General features: G+C 44.2%; 20 protein-coding genes and 1 tRNA gene. 4 read left to right on the top strand and 17 right to left on the bottom strand.

The window, feature by feature from the left end:
• The first annotated feature begins 292 nt into the window (after positions 1–292).
• Positions 293–365, top strand: a tRNA-Lys gene (locus tag AB5213_RS12210).
• Between the two features lie 206 nt (positions 366–571).
• Here AB5213_RS12210 and AB5213_RS12205 read toward each other — a convergent pair.
• The 10 genes from AB5213_RS12205 to AB5213_RS12160 all read right to left on the bottom strand — a co-directional run bounded on the left by AB5213_RS12205 (position 572) and on the right by AB5213_RS12160 (position 9,767).
• Complete coding sequence (locus AB5213_RS12205) at positions 572–1,186, bottom strand: adaptor protein MecA (RefSeq protein ID WP_008371107.1); 615 nt, start codon at positions 1,184–1,186, stop codon at positions 572–574.
• A 121-nt stretch (positions 1,187–1,307) separates the two neighbouring features.
• A complete protein-coding gene (locus tag AB5213_RS12200) occupies positions 1,308–1,925 on the bottom strand; it encodes a V-type ATP synthase subunit D (protein ID WP_008371109.1) in 618 nt (205 codons plus the stop codon).
• A gap of 12 nt (positions 1,926–1,937) precedes the next feature.
• The gene (locus AB5213_RS12195; RefSeq protein ID WP_008371111.1) at positions 1,938–3,311 is read right to left on the bottom strand and encodes a V-type ATP synthase subunit B; all 1,374 of its coding nucleotides are present in this window, start codon (positions 3,309–3,311) and stop codon (positions 1,938–1,940) included.
• Between the two features lie 14 nt (positions 3,312–3,325).
• The gene (locus tag AB5213_RS12190) at positions 3,326–5,137 is read right to left on the bottom strand and encodes a V-type ATP synthase subunit A (RefSeq protein ID WP_082421065.1); all 1,812 of its coding nucleotides are present in this window, start codon (positions 5,135–5,137) and stop codon (positions 3,326–3,328) included.
• A complete protein-coding gene (locus AB5213_RS12185; protein WP_055248772.1) occupies positions 5,088–5,678 on the bottom strand; it encodes a V-type ATP synthase subunit E in 591 nt (196 codons plus the stop codon). Before AB5213_RS12185 ends, AB5213_RS12190 begins: the two co-directional genes overlap by 50 nt.
• Positions 5,679–5,703: 25 nt before the next feature.
• Positions 5,704–6,012, bottom strand: coding sequence for a V-type ATP synthase subunit F (locus tag AB5213_RS12180; RefSeq protein ID WP_008371119.1), 309 nt, complete (start codon positions 6,010–6,012; stop codon positions 5,704–5,706).
• 2 nt (positions 6,013–6,014) lie between these two features.
• Positions 6,015–6,449, bottom strand: a complete 435-nt coding sequence (locus AB5213_RS12175) for an ATP synthase subunit C (protein ID WP_008371120.1) — start codon at positions 6,447–6,449, stop codon at positions 6,015–6,017.
• A 25-nt stretch (positions 6,450–6,474) separates the two neighbouring features.
• Positions 6,475–8,409 (bottom strand): V-type ATPase 116kDa subunit family protein, encoded by a 1,935-nt coding sequence (locus tag AB5213_RS12170; RefSeq protein ID WP_349096563.1) that lies wholly within the window; start codon positions 8,407–8,409, stop codon positions 6,475–6,477.
• The gene (locus AB5213_RS12165) at positions 8,406–9,452 is read right to left on the bottom strand and encodes a V-type ATPase subunit (protein ID WP_008371124.1); all 1,047 of its coding nucleotides are present in this window, start codon (positions 9,450–9,452) and stop codon (positions 8,406–8,408) included. Before AB5213_RS12165 ends, AB5213_RS12170 begins: the two co-directional genes overlap by 4 nt.
• 3 nt (positions 9,453–9,455) lie before the next feature.
• Positions 9,456–9,767 carry a hypothetical protein gene (locus tag AB5213_RS12160; protein ID WP_008371126.1) on the bottom strand — a complete coding sequence of 104 codons (312 nt, stop codon included), beginning with the start codon at positions 9,765–9,767 and terminating at the stop codon, positions 9,456–9,458.
• Positions 9,768–9,982: 215 nt separating this feature from the next.
• Between AB5213_RS12160 and trmB the strand changes: the two genes are divergently transcribed.
• Both trmB and AB5213_RS12150 read left to right on the top strand, forming a co-directional pair.
• Positions 9,983–10,639: a tRNA (guanosine(46)-N7)-methyltransferase TrmB gene (trmB, locus tag AB5213_RS12155; protein WP_008371128.1), complete on the top strand. Its 657-nt coding sequence runs from the start codon at positions 9,983–9,985 to the stop codon at positions 10,637–10,639.
• Positions 10,640–10,981: 342 nt separating this feature from the next.
• Positions 10,982–11,305, top strand: a complete 324-nt coding sequence (locus AB5213_RS12150; protein ID WP_008371132.1) for a co-chaperone YbbN — start codon at positions 10,982–10,984, stop codon at positions 11,303–11,305.
• Between the two features lie 60 nt (positions 11,306–11,365).
• On the opposite strand, the gene glgB is transcribed toward AB5213_RS12150, so the two are convergent.
• Together glgB and AB5213_RS12140 are read right to left on the bottom strand one after the other, a co-directional pair.
• Positions 11,366–13,411 (bottom strand): 1,4-alpha-glucan branching protein GlgB, encoded by a 2,046-nt coding sequence (gene glgB / locus AB5213_RS12145; RefSeq protein ID WP_279286835.1) that lies wholly within the window; start codon positions 13,409–13,411, stop codon positions 11,366–11,368.
• A 180-nt stretch (positions 13,412–13,591) separates the two neighbouring features.
• A complete protein-coding gene (locus tag AB5213_RS12140; RefSeq protein WP_368276777.1) occupies positions 13,592–16,600 on the bottom strand; it encodes a tetratricopeptide repeat protein in 3,009 nt (1,002 codons plus the stop codon).
• Between the two features lie 1,314 nt (positions 16,601–17,914).
• Here AB5213_RS12140 and AB5213_RS12135 point away from each other — a divergent pair.
• A complete protein-coding gene (locus AB5213_RS12135) occupies positions 17,915–19,324 on the top strand; it encodes an amidophosphoribosyltransferase (protein ID WP_022219923.1) in 1,410 nt (469 codons plus the stop codon).
• Positions 19,325–19,480: 156 nt separating this feature from the next.
• On the opposite strand, the gene AB5213_RS12130 is transcribed toward AB5213_RS12135, so the two are convergent.
• The 5 genes from AB5213_RS12130 to AB5213_RS12110 all read right to left on the bottom strand — a co-directional run bounded on the left by AB5213_RS12130 (position 19,481) and on the right by AB5213_RS12110 (position 26,194).
• Entirely contained in the window at positions 19,481–21,490 is a 2,010-nt protein-coding gene (locus AB5213_RS12130; RefSeq protein ID WP_368276776.1) for a beta-propeller domain-containing protein, read from the bottom strand.
• 28 nt (positions 21,491–21,518) lie between these two features.
• Positions 21,519–21,986 (bottom strand): RNA polymerase sigma factor, encoded by a 468-nt coding sequence (locus tag AB5213_RS12125; protein ID WP_195479763.1) that lies wholly within the window; start codon positions 21,984–21,986, stop codon positions 21,519–21,521.
• A gap of 119 nt (positions 21,987–22,105) precedes the next feature.
• Positions 22,106–24,397 (bottom strand): hydratase, encoded by a 2,292-nt coding sequence (locus AB5213_RS12120; RefSeq protein ID WP_368276775.1) that lies wholly within the window; start codon positions 24,395–24,397, stop codon positions 22,106–22,108.
• Positions 24,398–24,408: 11 nt separating this feature from the next.
• The gene (locus AB5213_RS12115) at positions 24,409–25,512 is read right to left on the bottom strand and encodes a CdaR family transcriptional regulator (protein WP_117835936.1); all 1,104 of its coding nucleotides are present in this window, start codon (positions 25,510–25,512) and stop codon (positions 24,409–24,411) included.
• 154 nt (positions 25,513–25,666) lie between these two features.
• Positions 25,667–26,194 carry a signal peptidase I gene (locus tag AB5213_RS12110; RefSeq protein ID WP_195548809.1) on the bottom strand — a complete coding sequence of 176 codons (528 nt, stop codon included), beginning with the start codon at positions 26,192–26,194 and terminating at the stop codon, positions 25,667–25,669.

Below are 26,194 nucleotides of genomic sequence, written 5' to 3'. Positions count from 1 at the left end.
TGCAAAAGAAACTTCTACCTATATGGAATTTACTCTTGCATTTGGTCCAAAACCGGAATTTAGTTTTTCATTTAAGTGATAAGAAAAAAACCACCCTAAAAGGTACACAAAAAAGATCATGTGTTCGAATTTCGGACGGTACACATGATCTTTTTTATATGTGCCTTGGCACATTCTTTTTCAGCAAAAAAATCTATTTAAAAAAATTTTAAAATTTATGAAAAAAAAGCTTGCATTTTTTATAGCTGTCTTATATAATAAATCTTGCGTTACGGAAAACCGAATAATGTATGCGCTTTTAGCTCAGTTGGTAGAGCAGTAGACTCTTAATCTATTTGTCCAGGGTTCGAATCCCTGAAGGCGCAGTATCAGCACTGTTTTTGATGAATTAGCATCGGGGACGGTGCTCTTTTTTTAGAATCTGTTTCTACAGATGGAGACATATGTAACAGATGGAGACATATATAAAAGTAATCGTTTATTTCATTTTCGGAAAGTTACTGGATCTGTGGAAAAATAAAGGAAAATCTATTTCGTGTACTAAAAAGGGGACTATTTTAGTCCCCTTCTACTACATCTTGCATAAAATATTGATTGCATCCTTGTTCAGGAGGCATTTTTCATGTTCATTCAGATAAGCTTCAGAAATTGCATCTTTTTCGACCATGCCACCGAATTCACCGGCGGATACGATGCGCTGAGCCTTTTTATTGCCGTCTTCTGTATTCGGGAAGTCTACCATCAGGTAGTAGACACCGTCATCTTTATACAGACGGCTTTCTGATGCTTGGCCGTATCCAAGGATCTTGCAGAAGTCGATTGCATTATCCAGACTTGGAAAGAGAATCTGCCAGCGAACGGTCTCTTTCTCACTGCTGTCAGGCTCGATCAGCATACCGGAAGCTTCAGAACCATCTTTTTGGATGGATTCCAGAGAATTCTCAGCCTGGCAGGAGATCGACAGCATCAGGCTCCGGTCAGGAAGAAATGCACCGTAAAATCCCTGGATTCCATTGTCTGTGTTAAGCCCAAGAACTTCTTTCCCTTTCTTGAGAAGAAGATTCAAAAATTCTTCGGTACGCTCCCTGTCCTGTGTCAGATCTTCCAGTGAGTAGCCAAGTGCGGCAATCTCTGCTTCTGTGATAAGGCAGTTCATTCTGGTGTCGGATACTTTCCAAAAAGTCATATGCTCACCCCCTGATTTGTAAAATCTATTGCTTTTGTAATCTTATTTGTTCTATAAGTTATATAACAAAACGGGTGTATTGTCAATATATTTTCTATATTTTATGATTTTTTCAGAAATATTATTTGTTTTTCATTCGTTTGATCACTTTCAGTCGGGTAAATTCTTCCCGTTCCTTCTCTTCCAGTGCATTTGTAATCGTATATACGAGATTGTCATACATCGGAATCGTAATATTTTTCAGGGCATTTGCCCTTTTCTGTGTCTTTTTGATACTTGAAGCCAGCCGGTACGCTGCATTTTCTACCTCAGAAAGCTTGAGTGTCAGCTCCTTTACACGGCAGAATGCATCACGGGCGATATCGATGGATTCTCTGGAAGTACTGAATGCATAGGTTGGTCTGGTATTTTCTTTTTCGTACTTCACTTTCGGGATTTCTGTTCCCATAATGCTTCGCGTCTGGATGCGGATAGAATCCTCGATCGGAACTGTATAGGCAAGTTCTTCTACTGTACTGATCCCGTGCTCGATATTCGCCCTCTGAAGGCACTGATAGGCATAGGTGAAGGTTTTATCGATTTCTTCCTGAATATCCTTTGCTTCGTCGATTAAGCCCATCAGCTCGCGAATCAGAATGTTCCGCTTCTTGTCCATCAGCTCATATCCCTGTCTGGCAAGTGTCAGTGAATTTTTCGCAAGTATCAGATTTCCCTTGGTGGGAAATGAACGTGGATCCATAGACTTCCCTCCTTAGCCTTTGTAGTATACGTCAAGAATCTTGGTATCGACACGGTCAAGTTCTTCTTTTGGAAGGATTCTAAGCAGTTCCCAGCCAAGATCCAGGGTTTCCTCGATGGTACGGTTTTCATTCGGTCCCTGGCCGATATAACGCTCCTCGAATGCCTTTCCGAATTCCAGGTATTTCTTGTCAATCGGAGAAAGCTCGTCTTCTCCGATAACGGAAGCAAGATTCCGAGCCTCTCCTACTTTAGCATATGCAGAGAAAAGCTGGTTTGCCAGGTCCTGGTGGTCTTCCCGGGTATATCCTTTTCCGATACCGTCTTTCATCAGACGGGACAGGGACGGAAGAACGCTGATCGGCGGGTAGATTGCCTGTCCGTGAAGATTCCGGTCAAGTACGATCTGTCCTTCGGTGATATAACCGGTCAGGTCAGGGATCGGGTGGGTAATGTCATCATTTGGCATGGTCAGGATCGGGAGCTGTGTGACAGAACCATTTACTCCTTCTACGATTCCTGCACGTTCATATAAGGTGGCAAGTTCACTGTACAGATATCCCGGATATCCTTTACGGCTTGGGATTTCTCCTTTGGAAGAAGAAACCTCACGCATGGCTTCGGCAAAGGAAGTCATATCGGTAAGAATGACCAGAATGTGCATATTTTTTTCAAATGCAAGGTATTCAGCGGCGGTCAGCGCAACCTTCGGGGTGATCAGACGCTCGACGACAGGATCGTTGGCAAGGTTCAGGAACATTGCCACATGGTTTGCAACACCGCTCTCCTCAAAGGTTCTGCGGAAGAAATCAGCTACGTCATGCTTGACACCCATTGCGGCGAATACGATGGCGAAATCCTCATTCGTGCTGCCGCCCAGAGAAGCCTGCTTTACGATCTGTGCGGCAAGCTGGTCGTGCGGAAGACCGTTGCCGGAAAAGATCGGCAGCTTCTGTCCACGGATCAGTGTGGTCAGTCCGTCAATCGCAGAAATTCCGGTGCGGATATAGTTACGAGGGTATTCACGTCTGACCGGATTTAACGGAAGTCCGTTGACATCGCGCACCTCTTCAACCGTGATCGGTCCAAGGTCGTCGATCGGTTCGCCGATTCCGTTAAAGGTTCTTCCAAGCATTTCTTCGGACAGACCGATTTCCATCGGATGTCCGGTAAGTCTGGTGTGGGTATTGTTAAGAGACATATTTTCCGTGCCTTCAAATACCTGGATGATTGCTTTGTCCTTGTAGACCTCCACAATACGTCCCATTTTGTGTTCTTTTCCGTTTACGACAAAATCTACGATTTCATCATAAAAAGCATCCTGAACGCCTTCCAGCGCGATCAGAGGGCCGTTAATGCTGCTGAGGCCTAAATATTCAATTGCCATTTTATTTTCCCTCCTTACGCGTTCTTTTCCATGATGCGGTCATGGAAAGCATCAATGTCTGCCAGATACTGGTCAAGAAGCTGAAGATTGTCATTTGGAACATCGTATTTGATCGCAATGACACGTTCAAAAATATTTTCCTCCTTGAGGACAGACATTGGCATATTCATGGCTACCAGTTCGCGGCAGCGTTTGTATAAATATAAAATGATTTCCATCATTTTGTACTGCTTCTGCAGAGAGACACAGGTATCATCCTTGTGGAATGCATTCTGCTGCAAAAATCCGAGACGGATGACTCTTGCAATTTCCAGAACCAGTTTCTGATCGTCCGGAAGTACATCACTTCCGATCAGCTTTACGATTTCCATCAGGCTGCTCTCCTGGTTCAGAAGTGCCATGATGCGGTTGCGGTAGTCAACGAATTTGGGTGATACATTGTCGTGGTACCAGGCGGCGAGATCGGTCAGATACTCGCTGTAGCTGGTCAGCCAGTGGATCGCCGGAAAATGTCTTGCGTAGGCAAGGCTCTTGTCCAGGCCCCAGAAGCAGCGGACGAAACGTTTGGTGTTCTGTGTGACCGGCTCGGAGAAATCGCCTCCCTGAGGCGATACGGCGCCGATAATGGTCACGGATCCGTCACTGCCATTTAAGTTATGCATCATGCCTGCGCGCTCGTAGAAAGCAGACAGACGGCTGGCAAGGTAAGCCGGGAAACCTTCTTCTGCCGGCATCTCTTCCAGACGGCCGGAAAGCTCACGTAAGGCTTCCGCCCAGCGGGAAGTAGAGTCTGCCATGATCGCTACGTCATAGCCCATGTCACGGTAATATTCAGCCAGGGTAAGTCCGGTATAAATACTTGCTTCACGGGCAGCTACCGGCATGTTGGAGGTATTGGCGATCAGAGTGGTTCTGTCCATCAGCGGATTGCCGCTCTTTGGGTCCACAAGCTCTGAAAACTCTTCCAGCACCTGTGTCATTTCATTTCCACGCTCGCCGCAGCCGATGTAGATGATAATATCGGCATCAGACCATTTGGCGATCTGGTGCTGGGTCATGGTTTTTCCGGTACCGAATCCGCCTGGGATTGCGGCAGTTCCACCCTTTGCGATCGGGAACATGGTATCCAGGATCCGCTGTCCGGTGATTAGAGGGACACTTGCCGGGAAACGGTAGCTTGTCGGGCGCGCCTTACGGATCGGCCAGTGCTGTATCATGTTGAGCTGTTTTTCTGTTCCGTCGGAAAGCCGCAGAGTGACAAGTGTATCTTCAATCCGGTATTCTCCGTCCGACGCGCAGCAGATTACTTCACCTTCCACATCCGGCGGAACCATACATTTGTGTACGATCGCACTGGTCTCCGGAACCTCCGCTATAATATCTCCGCCATGAAGGTAATCTCCTTTGGCCACGGTGATGTGGGTATCCCATAATTTGTCGCGGTCAAGCGAATCAACGCTGACGCCGCGGGTGATAAATGCACCGCCGCCCACATTTGCGATCTGCTCAAGCGGGCGTTCGATTCCGTCAAAAATATTGTTCAGGATTCCAGGTGCCAGAGTTACAGATACCGGACTTCCGGAAGCCTCTACGATTTCTCCCGGTTTCAGCCCGGAAGTCTCTTCATAGACCTGAACAGTCGTGATGTCTTTGTCCAGGGAAATAACTTCGCCAACCAGCTTTTCCTTTCCCACATAGACCATTTCCGACATCATGAATCCGGTGTCACCCTTCAGATAGATGACCGGACCGTTTATTCCATAAATAGTTGCTGTCTTATTCAATTCCTGCACCTCCTGCTGCAAAACTGAACTGATGATATTCATAATCGACTGCAGCCTGGAAGCTGTGATCGATCAGAATATTACGGCCTCGGATTACAGCACGCATACCGCCCATAAAATCATATTCACTGATGGTGATCGTCATGCCGGTACGTTTTTCCAGTTCTGTCTGTTTCTCCTTATCAGAAGGAGAAATATAAATGGTCATCTCCTCGCCATCTGCAAAGCGTGCGGCTTCGCGGATTTTGCTGCAGAGATAGTCCAGATATTCGTCTGTTTTTGTAAAGTCAGAAAGAAGTTCCTTTACTTCATCAAACAGCCTGACTTTTAATTCATTTTGTGTTTTGCCAAGAGCACGTTTCAGTTCGGTTTCGGCTTTTGCCGCAGCTTGATTTACCTGCCTTCTGGCTCTTAAGGTCTCGGATTTGATACGGACCTCAGACTGTGCGGTCGCTTCTTTTTTATGCTTTTCAAATAAAGATTCAAGCGCTTTTTTGTGATTGTCAATGATCGCATTTCCTTCAGAACGGGCTTCAGTCATGACCGTTTCCTGTAAATGCGCTATTTTCTCTTCAAGCGTCATTGTCTCACCTTCTATGCCTTTCTAGTTAAAGTTTCAGTCCAATCGCTTCATTGACGTATGAGGTAATGAAATCCTTTTTACGTCCTGTTCCGTGTCTGTCCGGAATTTCGATCAGAAGAGGCATCTTTCTTTTTAACTTGATCTCATCGATGAGATCCGGAAATTCTCTTCCAAAGCGTTCCGTCAGAAGAATGATACCGATCGACTTGTCGTTCATGGCAGTTTCCAGCGCATCACGCAGCTCCTGCTTTTCATGAACTACGACACCGTCCACGCCGGCAAGCCGCATTCCGGTATAAGTATCCACGTTGTCACTGATCAGATACATTTTCATGATTACAGTCTGCTGATGATCATGAAGGAGATGATAAGACCGTACAGGCATACACCTTCTGCAAGACCTACGAAGATAAGGGATTTACCAAGGACGCTGGAATCCTCGCTGATAGCTCCAAGAGCTGCGCTTGCTGCACTTGCTACGGCAATACCGCCACCGATGCAGGAAAGACCGGTAACAAGAGCTGCTGCAATGTAACCAAGACCGGTTGCAAGACCTGCGCCTGAGGCAGCGGCGTCTGCCGCATGTACCGGTACACTTCCAAAGAGCATGATCCCTGCTACAAGGAAGGTTCCAAAGTAAGAAAGAACATTGAAGGCAAGTGCACATTTATAACGTCCTTTATTTTTTTCTCCGAGCAGGTAATATCCGAATGGAATGAAAATGCTTAAAACCAGTGCGGCAATGAGAATAAGTTTAGTTGCTAAAGTCATGATAATTTCCTCCTAAAATGAAAAACTAATTTTTTGCAGTACCTGTATAAGGTTTAAATTCGCGGCCGCTGCCTTTGTAGAAACGGCTGAACATCTCGTAATAGACAAGTCTCAGGACCTGGATTCCAACGATCAGTCCTTCGAATCCACATACAAACAGGTTGCCGAGTACGATCACTACCCAGTTAATATGCCCGCTTTCGGCACCGGCAAGCATCAGTACAACCTCCATGATGGAAGCGTGGCTGACTGCGAATGCACCGATACGGATAAAGGAAAGCGTATTTGAAAAATAGCTGAGCAGGGTTTCAAATAATTCAAAGAATGCCTGGGTGACAAACATTGCTTTGCTTTGTTCCATTTTTTCGGTTTTCTTTTTGATCTTGTTCGTCAGCGGTTCTTTCAGTGCGATCAGAAGAAGCGGTACTCCGAACATCACTGCAAGAACGATTCCACCCGGCAGAGAGTGACCTGTCATGAAAAGAACGATGCAGGTAACTGCTGCCCCGTAGAATATCAGCCCTGCCACGCCGTTTGCATCAAACCAGGTTGCTTCGGTATCTTTGGCACGGATGCCGTTGATAATATGGAAGATCATAGAAATCAGGATGATTCCCATACCAAAAGCAATCGATACGATAAATACGGTATTCAGCTTTCCGATAAACGGTAAGGTGGTCATATGATTGATCGGTCGGATCCATTTGGCTTCTATAATGTCTTCAAATCCAAACACACTTCCAAACATAAATCCAAAGAAGGTGGAGAAGATTCCGGCAAGTGATACGATTCCGGCAAGGTTCATTTTCTTTGTGAAATACAGGATCGCACCGCCGATAAAGAGCAGCAGCCCCTGACCGACATCCCCGAACATGGCGCCGAAGATAAAGCTGTACATGATACCTACAAAAATGGTCGGATCCATCTCACCACTCTTGGGAAGTCCGTACATCTTGATGAACATTTCAAATGGTTTGAAAAGCTTTGGATTCTCAAGCTTGGTAGGAGGTTCTCCAAAATACTGTTCCCGGTCCTCTTCTACTACGATATAAACCTTGTCATCTCCCTGTGCCTCTTTGATAAATGCATTTGCATCTTCTTCGGACATCCAGCCGCAGAGGATGTAGTATTCTTCCTGCTCGTCTGTCTCGGTTCGTGCCGCAAATTTCCGGATATCAAAGTTATCGGAAAAACGTTCCAGCTGAATTCTTGCACCGAGTAGTCTGGAAGCGTTCTTGCGAAACATCTCCTGACGTTTATCCTTCACTGCCTGGATTTCATCGGTCAGATTCTGGACTTCTTTATCCAGGCTCCGGTAAGCTTCCAGCGGGGTTCCGCCAAAGTCTTCCAGCAGATCGATTTTTTCAAAGTGGAGAGACCGCATGATCGAATCGACCTTTCCTGCATCAGCATCCGATACAAAATAAACGCCATAGACATAAGAGGCATCTCTGGAGCCTTCCAGAAATAATGCATCAATGTCTTCAAGAAGCGCTTTTTCCAGCCGGTGATAATAATCCACATTGATTTTTCCAAATCTTGTGCGGATGTATTTGTACTGCATGATCTCATGCAGGTCAAAATCCAGAGAAGTAAAAGGTTCCAGGACTTTCATACGTGCCTGGATATTCTCTCTCTTTTTTTTCAGTTCTTCTTTTTGCTGCTGCAGATCCATGTAGTCATGATTGATAGAACGAATCATCTCAAGGATCTCGTCTTCGCTCTGATCAAAGGATGGCTCTGCTGGCATGTCTTTCATATATCCCAGAAACTGTGTCACTTTTGCGAGTGGATCACGGTAAGGGTTCATTTCCAGAAATGGCATCAGATTATCTACTGTCTTGAGCTCCGTGAGTGCATTTTCAAGCTGCATCTCATATTTGGAAAGATACCGGTTTGTCATGCGGTCGATGTCGGCGCGTGGTCCGGTAATGCTCAGGAACTTCATCTTAACAATCATTTCGCTGTTCCTCCTATATAAGTTAATGTCTCACGTGCAGGAAGTCCGTAGCGAACACATTCGAGCACAGTTGTAAGCTTATCAAGCTCCTCTTCTTTCAGAAAAAGATAGGTATTCACGGTTGCGATGGAATAAGGGTTACTTCTTCTGTCTGCCAGGTAGAGACGGTACAGGCAGTCTTTGTAAATCGTCTCGATGGACGCTGGTGTCTGAGTATCGGTGTGACGCAGATAAGGCGTTCTGGTAACCAGCTTTAAAAATTCATCGACAGACGGTGCTTCTACAAGATCCTTCAGCTGATCTACATGAATCCGGTAGTGTATCGGGATCAGCAGTGTGGAAATATCCGGCGGAAGCATGTTGTAATATTTTTTTGCACGGTAGATCCACTGCAGGTTCAGCAGGTCGATCTTTGCTCCGGCATCTCTGGTGAAAATTTCCAGTTCCTTATGCTTCAGAATCTTTTTGCGTTTCTTCCACATGGTTGTAAAATAGTACAGATTCAGTGCCAGATCGTAATCAAAAAGGGTAGGGTTCTCCGCATTTTCCAGACGTTTTAACGGCGCATAGTATTCTGTGCCCTTTAAATTTTCCACCAGCTCACCGATATTCCCCGAAGTGATCAGTTTATCGATGGAGAGATCCGAATATTTGTCGAAGAATATTTTCTTATGATCCAGATCAAAAGGCTTCTGATAGTGGTTGAATACAATACGCAGACAATAGTTGATCAGATTCATCTCGTAGCGCTTCAGATAAAGCTCCAGGAATTTTTTCTGATCCATTCCGGAAAAACGGTACAGGCGTGTATAATCACTGTAAAGTGACTGCACAAGAAGCTTCTCAATCTCACCGCGGTGAAGACGGTTTTCGTCCATATCTGCAAGGACATTCCGATATCCGGGATGTTCTTTGAGATAAGCAGCAACTTCGGTTACTGTATGAAATGCGGCGATATTCTGGAAATCTTCATCAGTGAGCAGTTTCGCCTGCATGGCGCGTACTTTTGTTACGATGCCACTGTATGCAAGTAAATTTCCCATATGCTATCCCTCTATGATACGTCTGACAATTTTCTCGGCATATGCCGTATGTTTCTCTTCAAAATCTTTTTTAAGTTCTTCGATCGCTGTCTGGTTCTTACGGTTCTGCCTTGCAAGAATCTCATCCATCTGACGGTTTAATCCTTTGTGGATATCGTTCAGCTCCTTTTGGGTGTGATCTTCAAGTTGTTTGTCGAACTGATTGCGTTCATTTTGAATGCGTTCTTCCAGTTCTGATTTTTCCAGTTCCGCGTGTTCCACAACAGCTTCGGCTGCGTGTTCGATTTCGGAGAGCTTTTTAACAATATGATCCATTGTCCGACTCCTTTCTTAGAAATTATTTATACATTTTTAATAATGCATACATATTCTACTACTTTAAATTGGAAAAATCTACTAAATAATAAGAGAATATCATAAGAATATTTTATACAAAACTTATAAAATATATTTTTGGGTTTTCAAATATTTCAGAATAGTATAAAATAAATAAGGTTATACATATTTTCACTAAAGGAAGAGAAAGATATATGAGGTTAAGAAATGTACCGGGAGCAGATGCTTATCTGACAGCTCATCCCCTTGTAATTAAAAATGAGACCAGATATCGCGGCACCTGGAAAGAGACTTTTCAGAATCCGGAGAATCCGATCCATATTGAGATCGGGATGGGAAAAGGACAGTTTCTTCTGACACTTGCAAAGGAGAATCCATCCATCAACTATATCGGTATCGAACGTTATTCAAGCGTACTGCTTCGGGCGCTGGAACGCTTTGACAATGACGAGGAATACAAGGATGTCAACAATATTCGTTTTATCTGTATGGATGCGACAAATCTGCCGGAGGTTTTTGCTGTCGGAGAGATTGACAAGATTTATCTGAATTTTTCAGATCCGTGGCCGAAAGCACGTCATGCAAAGCGCAGACTTACTTCCAAGCAGTTTTTTGAGCGGTATGACAAGATCCTTGCCTTTGACGGAGTCGTTGAATTTAAGACAGACAACAGAGAGCTGTTTGACTTTTCACTGGAGCAGGTGGAGTTGGCAGGCTGGGTACTTCTGGCGAAGACCTATGATCTTCACAATGATCCGACACTCAGCAGAGGGAATGTTATGACTGAGTACGAGGAGAAATTTTCCGGGCAGGGACATCCGATCCATAAACTGATCGCAATGCGCCAGTAAGACAATTGAATAAAATGCAACAGGCAGATCATAAAGGCGCTGAGTGCGTAAGATGATCCCTGGCAATATAAGAGACAGCAGATACGGAGCAATCCGCACATCGGCTGTCTTTTTGCATATATTGTAGAAAGAGGAAGTCAGGAAGGAACAGATATGCGGAAAAAATATCATTTTCAGAATTGTATGCGGGGGTTTTGCTATAAGAATCCAAGATTTAATAAAAAGCTGATCTGTTTCAGAAATTCTTTTCAGGAAGTCTATAAAATCTTAAACCCGAAATGCGGATGCCACTAAATCCAGTCCTTTTTACATAGCCTGAGATGGCAGAAATGAGGAAAGTGTATGGGTATCGCATTGATCACGAAGGATTATGAAAATACAGTCGGAAAGCAGAGGATGCCGGTAATTGTGGAGTTTTACGCATCATGGTGTCCAAAGTGCGGAATGATGTATCCTGTTGTGGAAAGGATTGCCAGCCGGTATCAGGGAAAATGGATTTTTTATAAGATTGATATTGATATATCGAAAGAGATTGCAGAGTATATAGGCATTGAGATCGTACCGACGTTTGTGGTGTACAGAGATGGAAAAATCTGTGGATATACAACCGGAGTTCTTCCAGAAGAAACTCTGGAAGAACGAATCCGGGAAATGTTAAGAAAATAATTGGTGGAATCAATTATTCGTATGATGAATATTTTGCGCAGGTTGCATTGACTTGCTATGTTAAAATTCGAATACAGCAACACCGTATGGCGGAAGATCGTAACCAAATGAATATGGTCTTCCATCACATTCCTGTTTCTTTGCTTTATATACTGCCGGGCGGGCTTTTCCGCTTCCGCCATACTGCAATTCATCACTGTTCAGTACCAGGCGGTACTGTTTGCCGCGTGGTACGCCGACACGGTACTCCGGTCGTTCGATCGGTGTGAAGTTACATACGAATAAAAGGTTCTTTTTTGCGCCCTTTGAATGACGGATGAAGCTGTAAATACTTCGTGAGCTGTCATCTGCATTGACCCACTCAAAGCCTTCCATGCAGGTATCCTGTTCATACATGGCTTTGTTGTGTGTGTAAAGATGCAGCAGGTCACGGTAGAAATTCTGGAGTGCCTGATGCTCCGGCTCTGCAAGGAGATACCAGTCAAGCTCACGCGCCTCGCTCCACTCGCGGAGCTGTCCGAAATCCTGTCCCATGAAGAGAAGTTTCTTTCCAGGATGTCCCATCATGAAAGCATAACCGACCTTCAGGTTGGCGAATTTCTCAAATCCAAGACCAGGCATCTTATTGAGCATAGAGCATTTTAGATGTACCACTTCATCATGTGATAATACAAGAATATAATTCTCGCTGTATGCATAGGTTAAGGCAAATGTCATACCGTAGTGGTCGCCTTTGCGGAAATATGGATCCAGCTTCATGTATTCGGTAAAGTCATGCATCCATCCCATGTTCCACTTCAGGCTGAATCCAAGACCATCATCTTCCGGTTTGCCTGTTACTTTTGGCCATGCAGTGGATTCTTCTGCGATCATCAGTGCGCCAGGGTTACGTCCGGTAGTAACGGAATTCAGATGCTTGAAAAATTCGATTGCTTCCAGATTCTCATTGCTGCCGTATTTGTTGGCGATCCACTGACCGTCTTCTTTACCGTAATCAAGATACAGCATGGAAGCAACAGCATCTACGCGGAGACCATCGATGTGATAATGTTCGATCCAGAACAGTGCGTTGGCGATCAGGAAGTTCTTAACTTCTGCTTTACCATAATCGAAGATCTTGGTTCCCCAGTCCGGATGTTCCCCTTTCTTAGGATCTGCATATTCAAAGGTAGCTGTGCCGTCAAAATCAGCGAGTCCGTGTGCATCGCGTGGAAAATGTGCCGGTACCCAGTCAAGGATTACGCCAATCTTATTCTTATGGAAATAATTGATCATATATGCGAAATCTTCCGGCGTACCATAACGGGAGGTCGGAGCATAATATCCGGTAACCTGATATCCCCAGGAGCCGTCAAATGGGTATTCTGAAATTCCCATCAGTTCGATATGAGTATACCCCATCTTTTTTATGTAGTCTGTAGCTGCATGCGCAAATTCACGGTAGCTGTAGAATCCCTCATCTTCACGTCCCGGATGGCGCATCCAGGAACCGATATGTGCTTCATAAATGGAAATCGGTGAGGAATGGAAATCCCATTCTGCCCGGTGCTTCATCCAGACACTGTCACTCCATTTTAGATGGGAGATATCAGCAATCCTTGAGGCAGTTCCCGGTCTCAACTCTGCACTGTTCGCAAATGGATCAGCCTTGTAAAGCTTATCTCCGGTCTGTGTCTCGATACAGTACTTGTAAAGCTGTCCGAGCTGTGCTTCCGGAACAAATGCGGTATAGATTCCAAGTGGTTCCTGACGCTTCATAACGTTTGCATCTTCACTCCAGCCGTTGAATTCACCGACTACGGAAACTGATCTGGCGTGTGGAGCCCATACTGCGAAATATACGCCGGTTTTTTTTCCATCTTTTACAAAATGTGCACCCATTTTTTTATAGATTTCATAATGGGTTCCCTGTCCGAATAAATATTGATCTAATTCGCCGATTCTATAATCAGCGGGTTTATCTGTTGTTACAGTTTTTACAGACTTTTTAGCTGTAGATTTTTTAGCAGCAGTTTTAGCAGCTGCCGGTTTTTTTACAGCAGATTTTTTTACGGCCGTCTTGCGGGGCGTGTTGGTCTGTTGTGCTGTTGTTTTTTTTACTGCCATCCCATTCACCTTCTATCAAAGATATTTAGGAATATTATACTAGAAATAGCGATAAAAAGAAAGAGTTTTGGACAACTTATACACTTCTTATGTAAGATGTCTAAAACTCTTTGTTTATAGTTATCGGTTTGGTCTGCATATACAAAAGAACGCGCCGGAAGCGCGTTCTTTGTAGAAATCTTATGATTTAAAATCATCTTCTTTCAGGATGATGTGGTCTGAATTATCAGTGCTTCTTCCAAATACCCGTTTCACAAGATGTTTTACATTTGCTTTCTGGGAATGTGAAATTGCTTCATCCATGATCTCTTTTACTTCTGCAACAGTAACCGCATGATCTTCTCTCTGCATCATATCGATCCGGCTGTATAATGCAAGGATTCCCATTTCATCGATACGGTATCCGTTTTCCTTAGCATAGGTCTGACCGAATGTAACCAGTTCATCATTGATGAATACTGGAAGCTCCAGTCTGGAAGTAAATTTACGTTTGAATTCGCGATGGGATGCAAACATTCTTTCCAGCGGTTTCTTCTGGTCTTCCAGAAGGAAGAGAAGTTCGCCGGTCTGTTCATCCATCATGTCATTCAGTTCACGGATGGTTCTGTCATTCATCTTGGAAGCTTTTTCGATGATCAGTGCGCCACCGTTCAGCTTATCGATGATACTTCCGATGTCCTTTTTGTTCAGAGAATCACCGGTTACGATTGCAACTTTACCCTGTTTGAGTCTGCGCTGTTTCTGGATTGCTTTTACAATATCAACTGCGAGGACTGTTTTTCCGCTTCCCTTGCGGCCAAGGATCAGGATGTTGCCTGTGCGGGAAGTTCCATAACGGTTACGGCAACGTTTGTCGTTATCAAGGATTTCAACAAGCTGTTCACTGACACCACGGATCGGTACAAAGTAAGAGAACAGCTGCTTCTGCTCTTCAGTAAGTCCAAGCTTCAGTCCGATCTCACTTGTTGCACTCAGATCGTAACGACCCTGTACAACGAATCCGGTATCGAATTTACCCATGCGTTCGGTGATTTCATCTTCTGACGGTTCTTCGATTTCAAGAACTTCGTCAATATCCGGAGTTGGCGCTGATTTTGAAGTTTCTTTCTCTGGCTCAGGAGCCGGTTTCTCGTCAAATTCAAGATCAAGATAATCATCACTGCTATCTAATTCTTCTTCATCTTCAAAGGAATCAAGGTCTGCAAAATCACCATCATCTTCGTCAGAATCATGATCATTGATATCGAGAGTAGATTCTTTTTCAAAATCAAAATCCTCTTTATGATCTTCATCTAATTCATCATCGATCTGGTAGTCATCTTCGTCTTCATCCTCGTATTCTTCGTCATCGTCATACTCGGAATCATCTTCATCCTCGTATTCCTCGTCGTCGTCATACTCGGAATCATCTTCATCTTCGTATTCCTCGTCATCGTCATATTCGGAATCGTCTTCATCTTCGTATTCCTCGTCATCGTCATACTCGGAATCGTCTTCATCTTCGTATTCCTCGTCGTCATCATACTCGGACTCATCCTCATCTTCGTATTCCTCGTCGTCATCATACTCGGAATCATCTTCATCCTCGTATTCCTCGTCGTCGTCATACTCGGAATCATCTTCATCCTCGTATTCCTCGTCGTCATCATACTCGGACTCATCCTCATCTTCGTATTCTTCCTCGTCATCATACTCGGAATCATCTTCATCCTCGTATTTCTCGTCGTCGTCATACTCGGAATCATCTTCATCCTCGTATTCCTCGTCGTCGTCATACTCGGACTCATCCTCATCCTCGTATTCCTCGTCGTCATCATACTCGGAATCATTCTCATCCTCGTATTCAGCTTCTTCATCGTAAACCGCATCCGATTCATCATCTTCTTCGGAGTCAACGATTTCTTCAAAATCATTTTCTTCCGGATCTTCCTCGTCAGTGTCTGAAGCTTCTTTGGATGAATCTTCCGGGCTTTCAGTCGCTTCATCCTCTTCATCATCAACGAAATCTTCAGCATCTTCATCGGTGATTTTAGGCTCTTCACCATTTTCAAGCTGTTCCATCAGTTTGCGGATATCATCAGAAAGGATTGGTTTTGTAGCTCCAAGAACTTCCTCTTCTTCTTCTTTCTTCTTCTCACGCAGGGCTTTTTCTTTCTCAGCTTCCTCCTGGCTCTTTTCAAGAATCTTTGCATTTTCACGCTGGGTTGCTTCCCAGTTGGCAAGAATTTCTTCAATCTTCATCTTACCGGTCATCTGTGAATCGTCTGAAGCAGATTCAGGAGCAACTGCACCACTTGCAACGGCAACACCGGCCTTCAGGGCATCTGAAAGGGAAGCACCGGAAATGGTTGTGGAAATATCGGAAGTGCTTCGAATCCGGGTTTTTGGCTGTGACTCAGCTTCTGGTTCGGAAGCATGTGTCCGGGTCATTGGCTCTGGAAGATCCGGAAGATCAATACTGTCTGTGACATGTACATCTTTGCGGACCTTGTCTGCAATTCGTGGATTCGGTGCCGGACGTTCTTTGGATTTTCGGAAGGAAGGTTTTCTCTTGGAAGAATCCTTACGGCCGATACCATCATTTCGATGATCGTATTTTTCCTGCTGAAGTGGAGTCAACGGTTTGTATTTCATTTTAAGTTCCATTGCCTGGTATACATAAGTACCTTCGCTGAACCAGAGAATCAGATCATCACATTCATCAAGACATTCGGAAGTCATACCGGCTTCAGCGTATAATCTGGCAAGTTCATATGCCCATTTTTCAACGTATTCAGAATGCTTGAAATCTTCAAGAGCTTCAATCTGTTCTTTGACTGGCGCTTTCTGTGCTTTTAAGATCTTATACCGGAGAATGTACTGGTTTGGATCTTTCGGAGCAAGCTTGACAAATTCTTCGTAGCAATCAGCTGCTTCATCGAAATGTCCCAGTTTCAGAGAAATAATTCCCAGGCGGTATACAACCTTTCTGCTGGAAGGTGCTTTATCATACGCAATAAATAAGGTATCACGTGCTTTACCAAGTTCCCCCGCATTTTCATAGATTTCGCTTACGGTAGAGAGCATGGCGGTATTTTTTACTTTACGCCAGTCGATCGTATCTGCAATCGACATCGCTTTCTGGTAAGACTTCTGTTCGGCATACGCAAGCATCTGCTCTGTCTTTGCGCGATATTCATATTTATCCAACGTTTCTCACCTCATATGATTATTATTAATTATTTTACTTTTCCTCAGTAAGTCTGACTTTTGTACCAGAAACGGAAAACAAAAGTCTTATAATTTTACTTACTAAGTGTATCATAGAGCGTTGTCAATGTCAAAAATTACGGCTGATATTTTTCAGAAATGTTAAAAAAATATTACAAAAAATTCACAAATTGGGAGCTGGTAACAGAAAAAAAGGAGACAGCCATCTTTTGAATGGCTGTCTCGGAATATTCAATTGTAATTTTTATTTTTATATCGGAGGAATTAAGTAATTCTTATTCCTGTAAGTTCTTTGAGCATTTCATATGATATTCAGATTTTATAAAATTTATAAAAATGAAATCATATGAATCGATTTTGATCAATTCTGATCGTTCGTTATTTTATATAATCAGGTAATCCAATTTTGGTATTTATCAGCTTTCTCGTCACTGTTAAATTTACTTATCAATGAATGTTTCTTTACACATTTTCTGATCTTGAATTACTGTGGTATTTACTTCAATATGTCAACAAATGCTGAATCTTTTTATATCTTATAATCGCTTCCGGTTTATCTACTACTCCGACCTTTTTATCATTAACTTTTCTCTTACCGGATTATAATCTATGGTTAAGGCTCATCTCACAGGAATTTACATTTGCCATACCATTAACATATTGAGTTTTAGATGATGAAATATCCAACGGTCAAAGCCTCCTTCCTTTCGTTCTCGTTCCAAAATTTTATCCGGATATTTTTTTCTCTTATACTTTTTTCTGTTCAGAAGTCAGATATCAATTTTCTCTTATTATTATAAATTATCAATTTTAAAAATTGTTCTCTACACACTCCGCTTACAAAACGCTCATAACCAAAATGTATAGTTGCTTTTTAAAAACTTTCTAACCTTCAAATAACAATTATTCTTGTTACCCTTTTCTGATCTGGCTCTTCATCTTATACTCTTGGCGAATATATATGAAACTATGTAACAGATTAAAAAAATATCTTTTTGAAATTCCCTTTCTCGTCAGGAACTTCTTTTCTTTTGGATTGACTTAATAATAACACCCAAATACTTATTTGTCAATATAATTTTAAAATAATTTTAATAAAATTAGAAAGAACTGAAATTGCGATATATATATCAGAAAATTCAAACAATTATAAATACGATTAGAAATAGTTATAGCCATTTGCAATATATTCGGGGTTTTGCTATTGTTTCCGCCCATAAATGCATGATACACTAAAAAATAGATGAAAAATACAGGCTATGGCATTGGGATAAAGAAAGGAGACCTACAGATATGGGAGGATTTTTTGGCGTTGCATCAAAAGAAGCATGTAATCTGGATCTTTTTTATGGAACAGATTATCATTCGCATCTTGGAACCCGCCGCGGAGGTATGGCTACTTACGGAAGTGATGGCTGGAAGAGAGCGATTCATAATATTGAAAATTCGCCGTTCCGTACAAAATTTGAAAAAGATGTTGATACAATGAAGGGAAATATTGGAATTGGATGTATTTCAGATTATGATCCACAGCCAATTCTGATCCAGTCGCATCTGGGGTGCTTTGGAATTACGACAGTAGGTAAGATCAATAATGCGGATCAGCTGATTCGGAATCTTTATGAAAATGGACATACACATTTTCAGTCTATGACCAATGGACAGATCAATTCTACAGAGCTGGTTGCGGCATTGATCTGTAAAAAGGATTCGTTTGTTGAGGGAATCCGTTATGTGCAGTCAGTAGTTGAAGGCTCGATGACACTTCTGCTTCTGACAGAGAATGGAATTTATGCAGCCAGAGACCTTCTCGGACGTACACCGGTTGTGATCGGAAAGAAAGAGAATGCATACTGCGTTTCCTTTGAAAGCTTTGCATATATCAACCTTGGATACACAGATTACAAAGAGCTGGGACCTGGAGAAATCGTCTACGTGACACCGGAATCTGTGGAGACTGTAAGTCCTGCATGTGAAAAGATGAGAATCTGTTCGTTCCTGTGGGTATACTATGGATATCCTACTTCTTCTTATGAAGGGGTTGGTGTAGAAGAAATGCGTTACAACTGTGGAAAGCTTTTAGCACAGAGAGATGACCATTCGATCGACGTGGATATTGTTGCAGGAGTTCCGGATTCGGGTATTGCTCATGCGATAGGCTATGCAAATGAATCAGGTATTCCGTATGCAAGACCATTTATCAAATATACTCCGACCTGGCCAAGATCCTTCATGCCGACAACACAGAGTCAGCGTAATCTGATCGCCAGAATGAAACTGATCCCGGTACATAGTCTGATCGAAGACAGGAGCCTGCTGCTGATCGATGATTCTATCGTGCGTGGCACACAGCTCCGTGAGACGACAGAGTTCCTGTATCAGAGTGGCGCAAAAGAAGTGCATGTCCGCCCGGCATGTCCACCGCTTTTGTACGGATGCAAATATTTGAACTTCTCCCGTTCCAAATCAGATCTGGATCTGATCACAAGAAGGATCATCCGTGAGTGGGAAGGCGACAATGATGTCAATGTACTGAGTGAATATGCGGATCCGAACAGTGACCGGTATGCAGCAATGCTGGAGGAAATCCGCAAGAGACAGAATTTCACTTCACTTCGTTATCACAGACTGGATGATCTGATCAAATCAATCGGGATTGATGCATGCCAGGTATGTACCTACTGCTTTAACGGTGTGGAATAACAGGTAAATGAAAATATAAAACAGGTGTCCACGTAAGTATATCTTAGTGATATATCCCCGTGGGCACCTGTTTTTGTATATACGATTTTGGTGTATACAATGATGTGGAATGGTGTACAAAGTATGCGGAGCGGCAGCTCCTTCTGCAAAGCTGCACTATAGCAGCAGATCATCTATCTTCACATAGTCTCCCATCCGGTATGCTTCAATTGCATTTCCATTGATCACATAGAACTTTTCGTTTGCATACACACCGCGGGTTCCAAGATAAGAATTACCGTTGACTTCCTCCTGCATCTGTACCTGGAAACCCTGATCTTTATCGTAAGAAAGGATCACATACTGGTTGGCAGATCCGGAAAGCGGAAAGCCGATCAGATTCTTTTCCGGATCAACCAGTGCTGCACGGTAGTCAGAAAAAACATCCGAGTAATAGTACTGATCCAGTGTGTACTTGCTGACTTCCTTCACATCCGAAGGATCACTGATATCAAACATGGAGATCTTTACCCCGTTTGTAATGCCATTTTCATCGGTATCCATACCGATGCCAAGAAGCAGGTTATCACTGTAAAAATGCAGGTATTCCGAAAAGCCGGGAATTTTCAGCTTGCCAAGGATCTTCGGATTCTCCGGATCGGAAAAGTCTACGGAGAATAAAGGATCTGTCTGTTCATAAGTTACAAAGTAACCGGTATCGCCCAAAAATCTTGCGGAATAGACCTGTTCATTTTTGGAAAGATCCTCGATCTTACCGATTGTTTTCAAATCTGCATCCAGCACATAGACTGAGTTGGACTGTGAAGAGCTTCCGACATTATGCGTAACCGTTGTCACCAGCCGCAACGTATTGTCATACTCATCAATGCTGAAGGAATCGTTCAGATATCCTTTTACTTTGCCCTGGGCAGAGCCGGAAAGTTTTCCTTTATTGTAAGACAGCTTGCGGAGGATCGTCTGATTCTTTGCCGCAAGATTATCTGCGAGGATACTGCTGTTCGCATACTCATAAATATAAATGTTGTTCTCACTCACATAGACTTCGCCATTCTCAGACATGACTGCTTTCTGGTCTGCTGCCTTATCCGGACTGGAAGCGGAAACGGAGCTGACAACAAGGTACTGGTCTGCTGCATGGTTCGTCGGGAGATAGATATCCGACTGCTTCAGAAGATTGTCACCAACAAGCGGAACATAGGAAGGATAATCTTTTTTGGTGATCGTATCGTAAATATAATAGTCGCTGAATACATACAGATATCCGTCTTTAAAACGTGAAGTGCGGTAGTAACCACTCTGATCCACGGTTCCGATGGATTTCGGATTGTTGATATCTGCCAGATCATAAGTCTGGATACGGGTAAAGCTGCCGCGGTACAAGGTTTTACTGTCAGAATCAACCTGCGTGTTCTGCATGTTGCCAAGGACAAAAAGCTTCTGGTCACTCAGGTAAAATTCGGATGCCTGAAAATTCTCATTCAGCGAAATACCGGAAACAACCTTCATCTGATCAGACCGGATATCTACAATGGAAATTTCCTGTGAGTTTGCTTTCAGTGTATAAAGATAACTTCCATCCGTTTTTACAATGTCTGCTTCACCGACGCTCTCTGTGCGGACGTTGGTATCGGAAAATGAAGTATCCACAGCACGTGCAGAGGCTGTTGAAGAATCCGAAGAGGAGCTGGAACTATCGGTACGTGCACCATTGTCGGCTGTTTCAGTTGAATACATGACAATTCCGCCGTCGGTTGAACCGGTAACAGATGAAGAATCCAACTCATCCTGATAAGATTGCAGGTATGTGTAGACTTCATCATAATCGGTTGCCGTTTCTAAAGTATCGGAAGAGGCAAGCTTACCGGAGGATGTACCGATTGAAGAACTGCCTTTTGTGGAAGAAGTGGCTGAGTCTGAAGAAAGATTCTGCTGGCGGATGTGGGCGCCAATGCCGACAACCAGTACCAGTGCGGCAGCGATAAGTCCTCCGCGTATCCGGTAGCCGCGGGAAAATCCATGCTTTTTCGGGATATGTCCGGAAGCCTGAGTGCTGTTATGCTCTTCCAGCATTTTCATAATCTGATCCGGTGCAAGGCTTTCCGGAACAGGAGTTTTTTCCGTAGATTGTTTTATTTTATCCAGTATTTCTTTTTCGTGATCTGTCATATGAAACACCTCCTATTACTCTTTTATCCTACTCTTTCAGAAGCCAGCTCATCTTTTCGAGGGCACGCTTTCTGCGGGAGCGGACTGTATTCGGGTTCATCCTTAGCATTTTTCCGATCTCTTTACTGTTGTAACCGCCATAGACGGATAAGCCGATGATCAGCTGATCGTCTTCATCGAGAATAAGAAAAGCACGTTCGACATCTGTGCGGAGTCCGTCACAGTATGTGGCAGAAGCATGATCTTCTTTCAGCTCGGTCTCGGTCCGTTCACGGCTCTTTAACTTCCGGCGGCACACATTTGCCAGAATCTGAAAGATCCAGGAACGGAATGCTTCTTCTTTGCGTAATTTATGTATGTTCTCATAGGCGGAAAGAACGGCTTCACTGACGGCGTCTTCTGCATCCTGCGGATGATGCATCATGCAGAGCGCAAAACGATACAGATCCTGATAAACCGTCTTATATAATTCTTTAAATGCAATTGCATCGATCATAAAGTCCCTCCTCTCATAACAGGTTCTTTGTATATAAGAGTATAAAAAAGTCGGAAGTGTTGCAAAAAGGGACAGAAAAATTTCCGTCCCTTTGAAATCATATCATTGTCTGAGAAAAATTAATCTCTGTAATAATTGATCAGACATCCTTTGAGGATGATCTCACGTTCTGCATCCGTCAGATCACCGAGCTTCAGATCGATCTCCTTCAGATCATCGCCTACGACATAAGCCTTGATCGTGGAAGCTTTATCTTCTACTGCTTTGCGGATATCCGGCACGAAGAGATAGTCACCGTTCCTGAAAGAAAGCTTTGTGTGTTCCTCTTCGGTAATAAACGGAAGCATGCCCCAGTTGATCAGGTTCGAGCGGTAACGTTTGGTTGCGTACTCATTCGCAATATTCGCCCAGCCGCCGAGAACCTTCTGGCAGGAAGCAGCTTGTTCACGGGCAGAACCATCACCAGGTTTGACCGCGAAAATGGTACTTCCGACACCGATATTTCCCTTGCCGACTTCCGGATAAGACTTCTGGATTGCGGCCATCACCGGTTTTAATTCATCCAGTACATCCAGTGGACAAGTACCTGCTTCAATCGCTTTCTGGGCTTTCTGGACCTCTTTCGCGCGTCCTACATAGGCAGGATCCTTTCTGGAAAGTGCAAATTCAGCAAGTCCAAGCGGGTTGGAACGATAAGAAGAAGTCTCGCCGGACGGGATCAGTTCGTCTGTCGTTGTAACCGGATCGTGGATCTCAGATACGACCTTCAGAATCAGATTCTCAGGAAGAGCGCTCATTGCCGGCCAGTCTTTGATGTTCGGTCCGAATTTGATCTCAACCGAAGGATCAGCAACGCCGTGGCTGTCAAATACACGGTTGGCGTAAATTCTGGAATCAAAGTGGTAGGCCGGGTTCTTGTATTCAATATCAAAATCTGTTGCCGGAGTAAGGAAACCTTTGTTCGCAGCAGTTGCGGCAATGGAACGTGCATCCATAAGGGCAACAGATGCAATCTGTCCACTCTGCAGCTTGCTTCCTTCACGGTTCGGGAAGTTACGGGTAGAGTGACGGATGGAAAATGCATTGTTTGCCGGAGTATCCCCTGCACCGAAGCACGGTCCGCAGAAGGCAGTCTTCACGATCGTACCGGCTTCCATCAGGTCAGCAACCGCACCATTTTTCACAAGCTCCATGTAGATCGGTGTACTTGCCGGGTAAACACTGAAGGTAAATTCATCTGATCCGATGTATTTGCCACGGATGATGTCTGCGGCAGCACAGATATTTTCAAAACCGCCGCCGGCACAGCCTGCGATGATACCCTGATCGACATAAAGCTTACCATTTACGATCTTGTCCTGAAGAGAGTAATCCACAGCACCGTCCAGGCTTACCAGCGCGCGCTGCTCTACATCATGGAGAACATCTGCAAGGTTGGCATTGACATCCTCGATGGTGTAGACATTGGACGGATGGAACGGCATGGCGATCATAGGCTTGATCTCGCTCAAATTGACGTATACAAGACCGTCATAGTAAGCGACTGCGCCAGGCTCCAGTTCCCTGAAGTCATCACTTCTTCCGTGGATATCGTAGAACTCTTTGATCTTGTCATCGGTTCTCCAGATAGAAGAAAGGCAGGTTGTCTCTGTCGTCATAACATCGATTCCGATACGGAAGTCTGCACTTAATTTGCCAACGCCAGGTCCGACAAATTCCATGACCTTGTTATTGACATAGCCATTGCCGAAGGTTGCGCCGATGATCGCAAGGGCAACGTCCTGCGGTCCGACACCTTTCACCGGTTCGCCGTCCAGATAGATTCCGACAACGCCCGGCATCTTGATATCATAAGTCTTGTTCAGAAGCTGTTTTACAAGTTCCGGTCCGCCCTCTCCCATTGCCATGGTACCGAGTGCACCATAACGGGTGTGGCTGTCAGAACCAAGGATCATCTTGCCGCCGCCTGCGAGCATTTCACGGGCAAACTGGTGGATAACGGCCTGATGAGGCGGAACATAGACACCGCCGTACTTCTTCGCACAGGTCAGTCCAAACATGTGGTCATCTTCATTGATCGTACCGCCGACTGCACACAGAGAGTTATGGCAGTTGGTCAGAACATACGGGATCGGGAATTTCTCTAGTCCGGATGCTCTTGCAGTCTGGATGATTCCGACAAAGGTAATGTCGTGCGAAGTCAGCTTGTCAAATTTGATCTGAAGCTGCTGCATATTACCGGAAGTATTATGCGCACTTAAGATCCCATAAGCCATTGTCTCTTTTGCAGCAGCTTCTTTTGTTGTCTCAATACCTGTCTTGCTTTTTACGGCAGCAAGTGCATCGGGTGCATCTGCAATTACCTCAGTACCGTGTAAAAGATAGGCACCGCCTTCGTATAATTTCACCATATCATGTCCTCCTATTTTCTGTTTTCTATGAATTTCATGTGGTCTGCGACCATCAGAGCAATCTTAAATGTCAGGGCGTCCTCAAAGACTCTGACATCCAGCCCGGTCTGCTTCTGGATCTTCTCCAGACGGTAGACGAGCGTATTCCGGTGGACGAAAAGCTGTCTCGCTGTCTCCGAAATATTCAGGCTGTTTTCAAAAAATTTATCAACTGTGGATAAGGTTTCTTCGTCAAACTGATCAACGGTATTTCCGGCAAATACTTCTTCCAGGAACATCTCGCATAAGGAAACGGGAAGCTGGTGGATCAGCCGTCCGATACCGAGTTCGCGGTAGGATAAAATATTGCGTTCCGGATAGAAGATACGTCCCACATCCAGAGCCATGCCAGCTTCTTTGTAAGACTGTGAGACCTCTTTGAGTTCGGGAATGATGGTTCCGAAGGAAAGCCGGACATTGACCATAGCTTCGGTGTTGATCGCATTCACCAGCATATCGGCAGTCGAACGGATCGTATCATAATCATCCGTACTGTCAAGGGACTTGATCAGAATAATATGTCCCTCATCTACGGCAGTAACAAAATCACCGGTTCCCGAGGAATAAATCCCACGGATCATATCCAGGACGATCGTGTCATCCGGATTCTTCGGTTCGATCAGATAGACGACTCTGCGCTGCTCCACTGTAATACCAAGCTTTTTCGCCTGATTGTAGATATCTACGAGAAGCAGGTTATCCAGGAGCAGGTTCTGGATAAAACGGTTACGGTCAAGACGTTCGCTTCCGGATCTTAAAAGGCTCTCCAGCTGGCAGACACTTAAGCGTCCGCTGGTATGCACATCAATCTCATTATTGTGCTCGATCACGAAAATATAAGTCAGTTCATCATCATCATAAACCGGGAACAGACCATAGCATTCATCCAGGTGCTCCTCCGATACGCCGGTAACCTCCAGCTCTTTTAAAAATGAGCAGACAGCTTTTTTTACTGCAGGCTTCTCCTTACCTACAGCTGCAAGCATCACTCCGTCTGTGTTCCAGATGGAACAGTTACACTCGATGATATCCCCTATTTCATTGATTGTTCTCTGTAAAATCTGGTTGGATAACAATCCATTCACCTCTCCATTCTTTTCAATATATGACAAATGGGAGAATTGTGAAATTCCCCCATCTTCTTCTGACAATACAATCTGATATTATTTTAGCAAATGTTTCACACTTTAGCAAGCTAAAATGAAAAACGTTTTCTCAAAACGTTTTCTCTTATTCGTCTCCGTCATCGCGTCTGTCAAGCATGGCAGCAACGATTTCAAGAATCACAGCAAGACCGATCATAGATGCAGCGGCAATCTTTCCGGCAGTGCCGGTGGCTGCCTGTGCGATACCGCCGACAACCGGAACAGAAAGCTTTACTTTTCCGATGTAGTTGTTGTAAGGGATCGGATTCATATCTTTTTCCTCATTGGCATCCCCTTTGGTGATAAACTGTCCCATCGCCGGGCTGTTGGATACTACACGGTGGGTGATGATCGAGCCGTCTGCATTGTTGCTGTAAAAAGCAATGACATCATCTTTGACGATCGTGTCTGGTTCTTCATACCGGACATAGACCAGGCTTCCCGTCGGGATTGCCGGTTCCATGCTCCCACTGATCACGGTGTACATCTGAAAACCAAAAGCTTTCGGAAGCGTCAGCGGAATACAGGCAAGAATCAGTACTGTCAGTAAAACAGTGCCCAGTGCACTGCAAAATGCAGCCACCGGGCTTTTCTTTTTCTTCGTTCTCTTCAA

It is taken from the genome of Coprococcus sp. RTP21204st1_G4_RTP21204_210225, assembly GCF_040915385.1.
Lineage (GTDB): Bacteria > Bacillota > Clostridia > Lachnospirales > Lachnospiraceae > Allocoprococcus > Allocoprococcus comes.
This window is presented reverse-complemented; position numbering and strand designations above follow the sequence as displayed.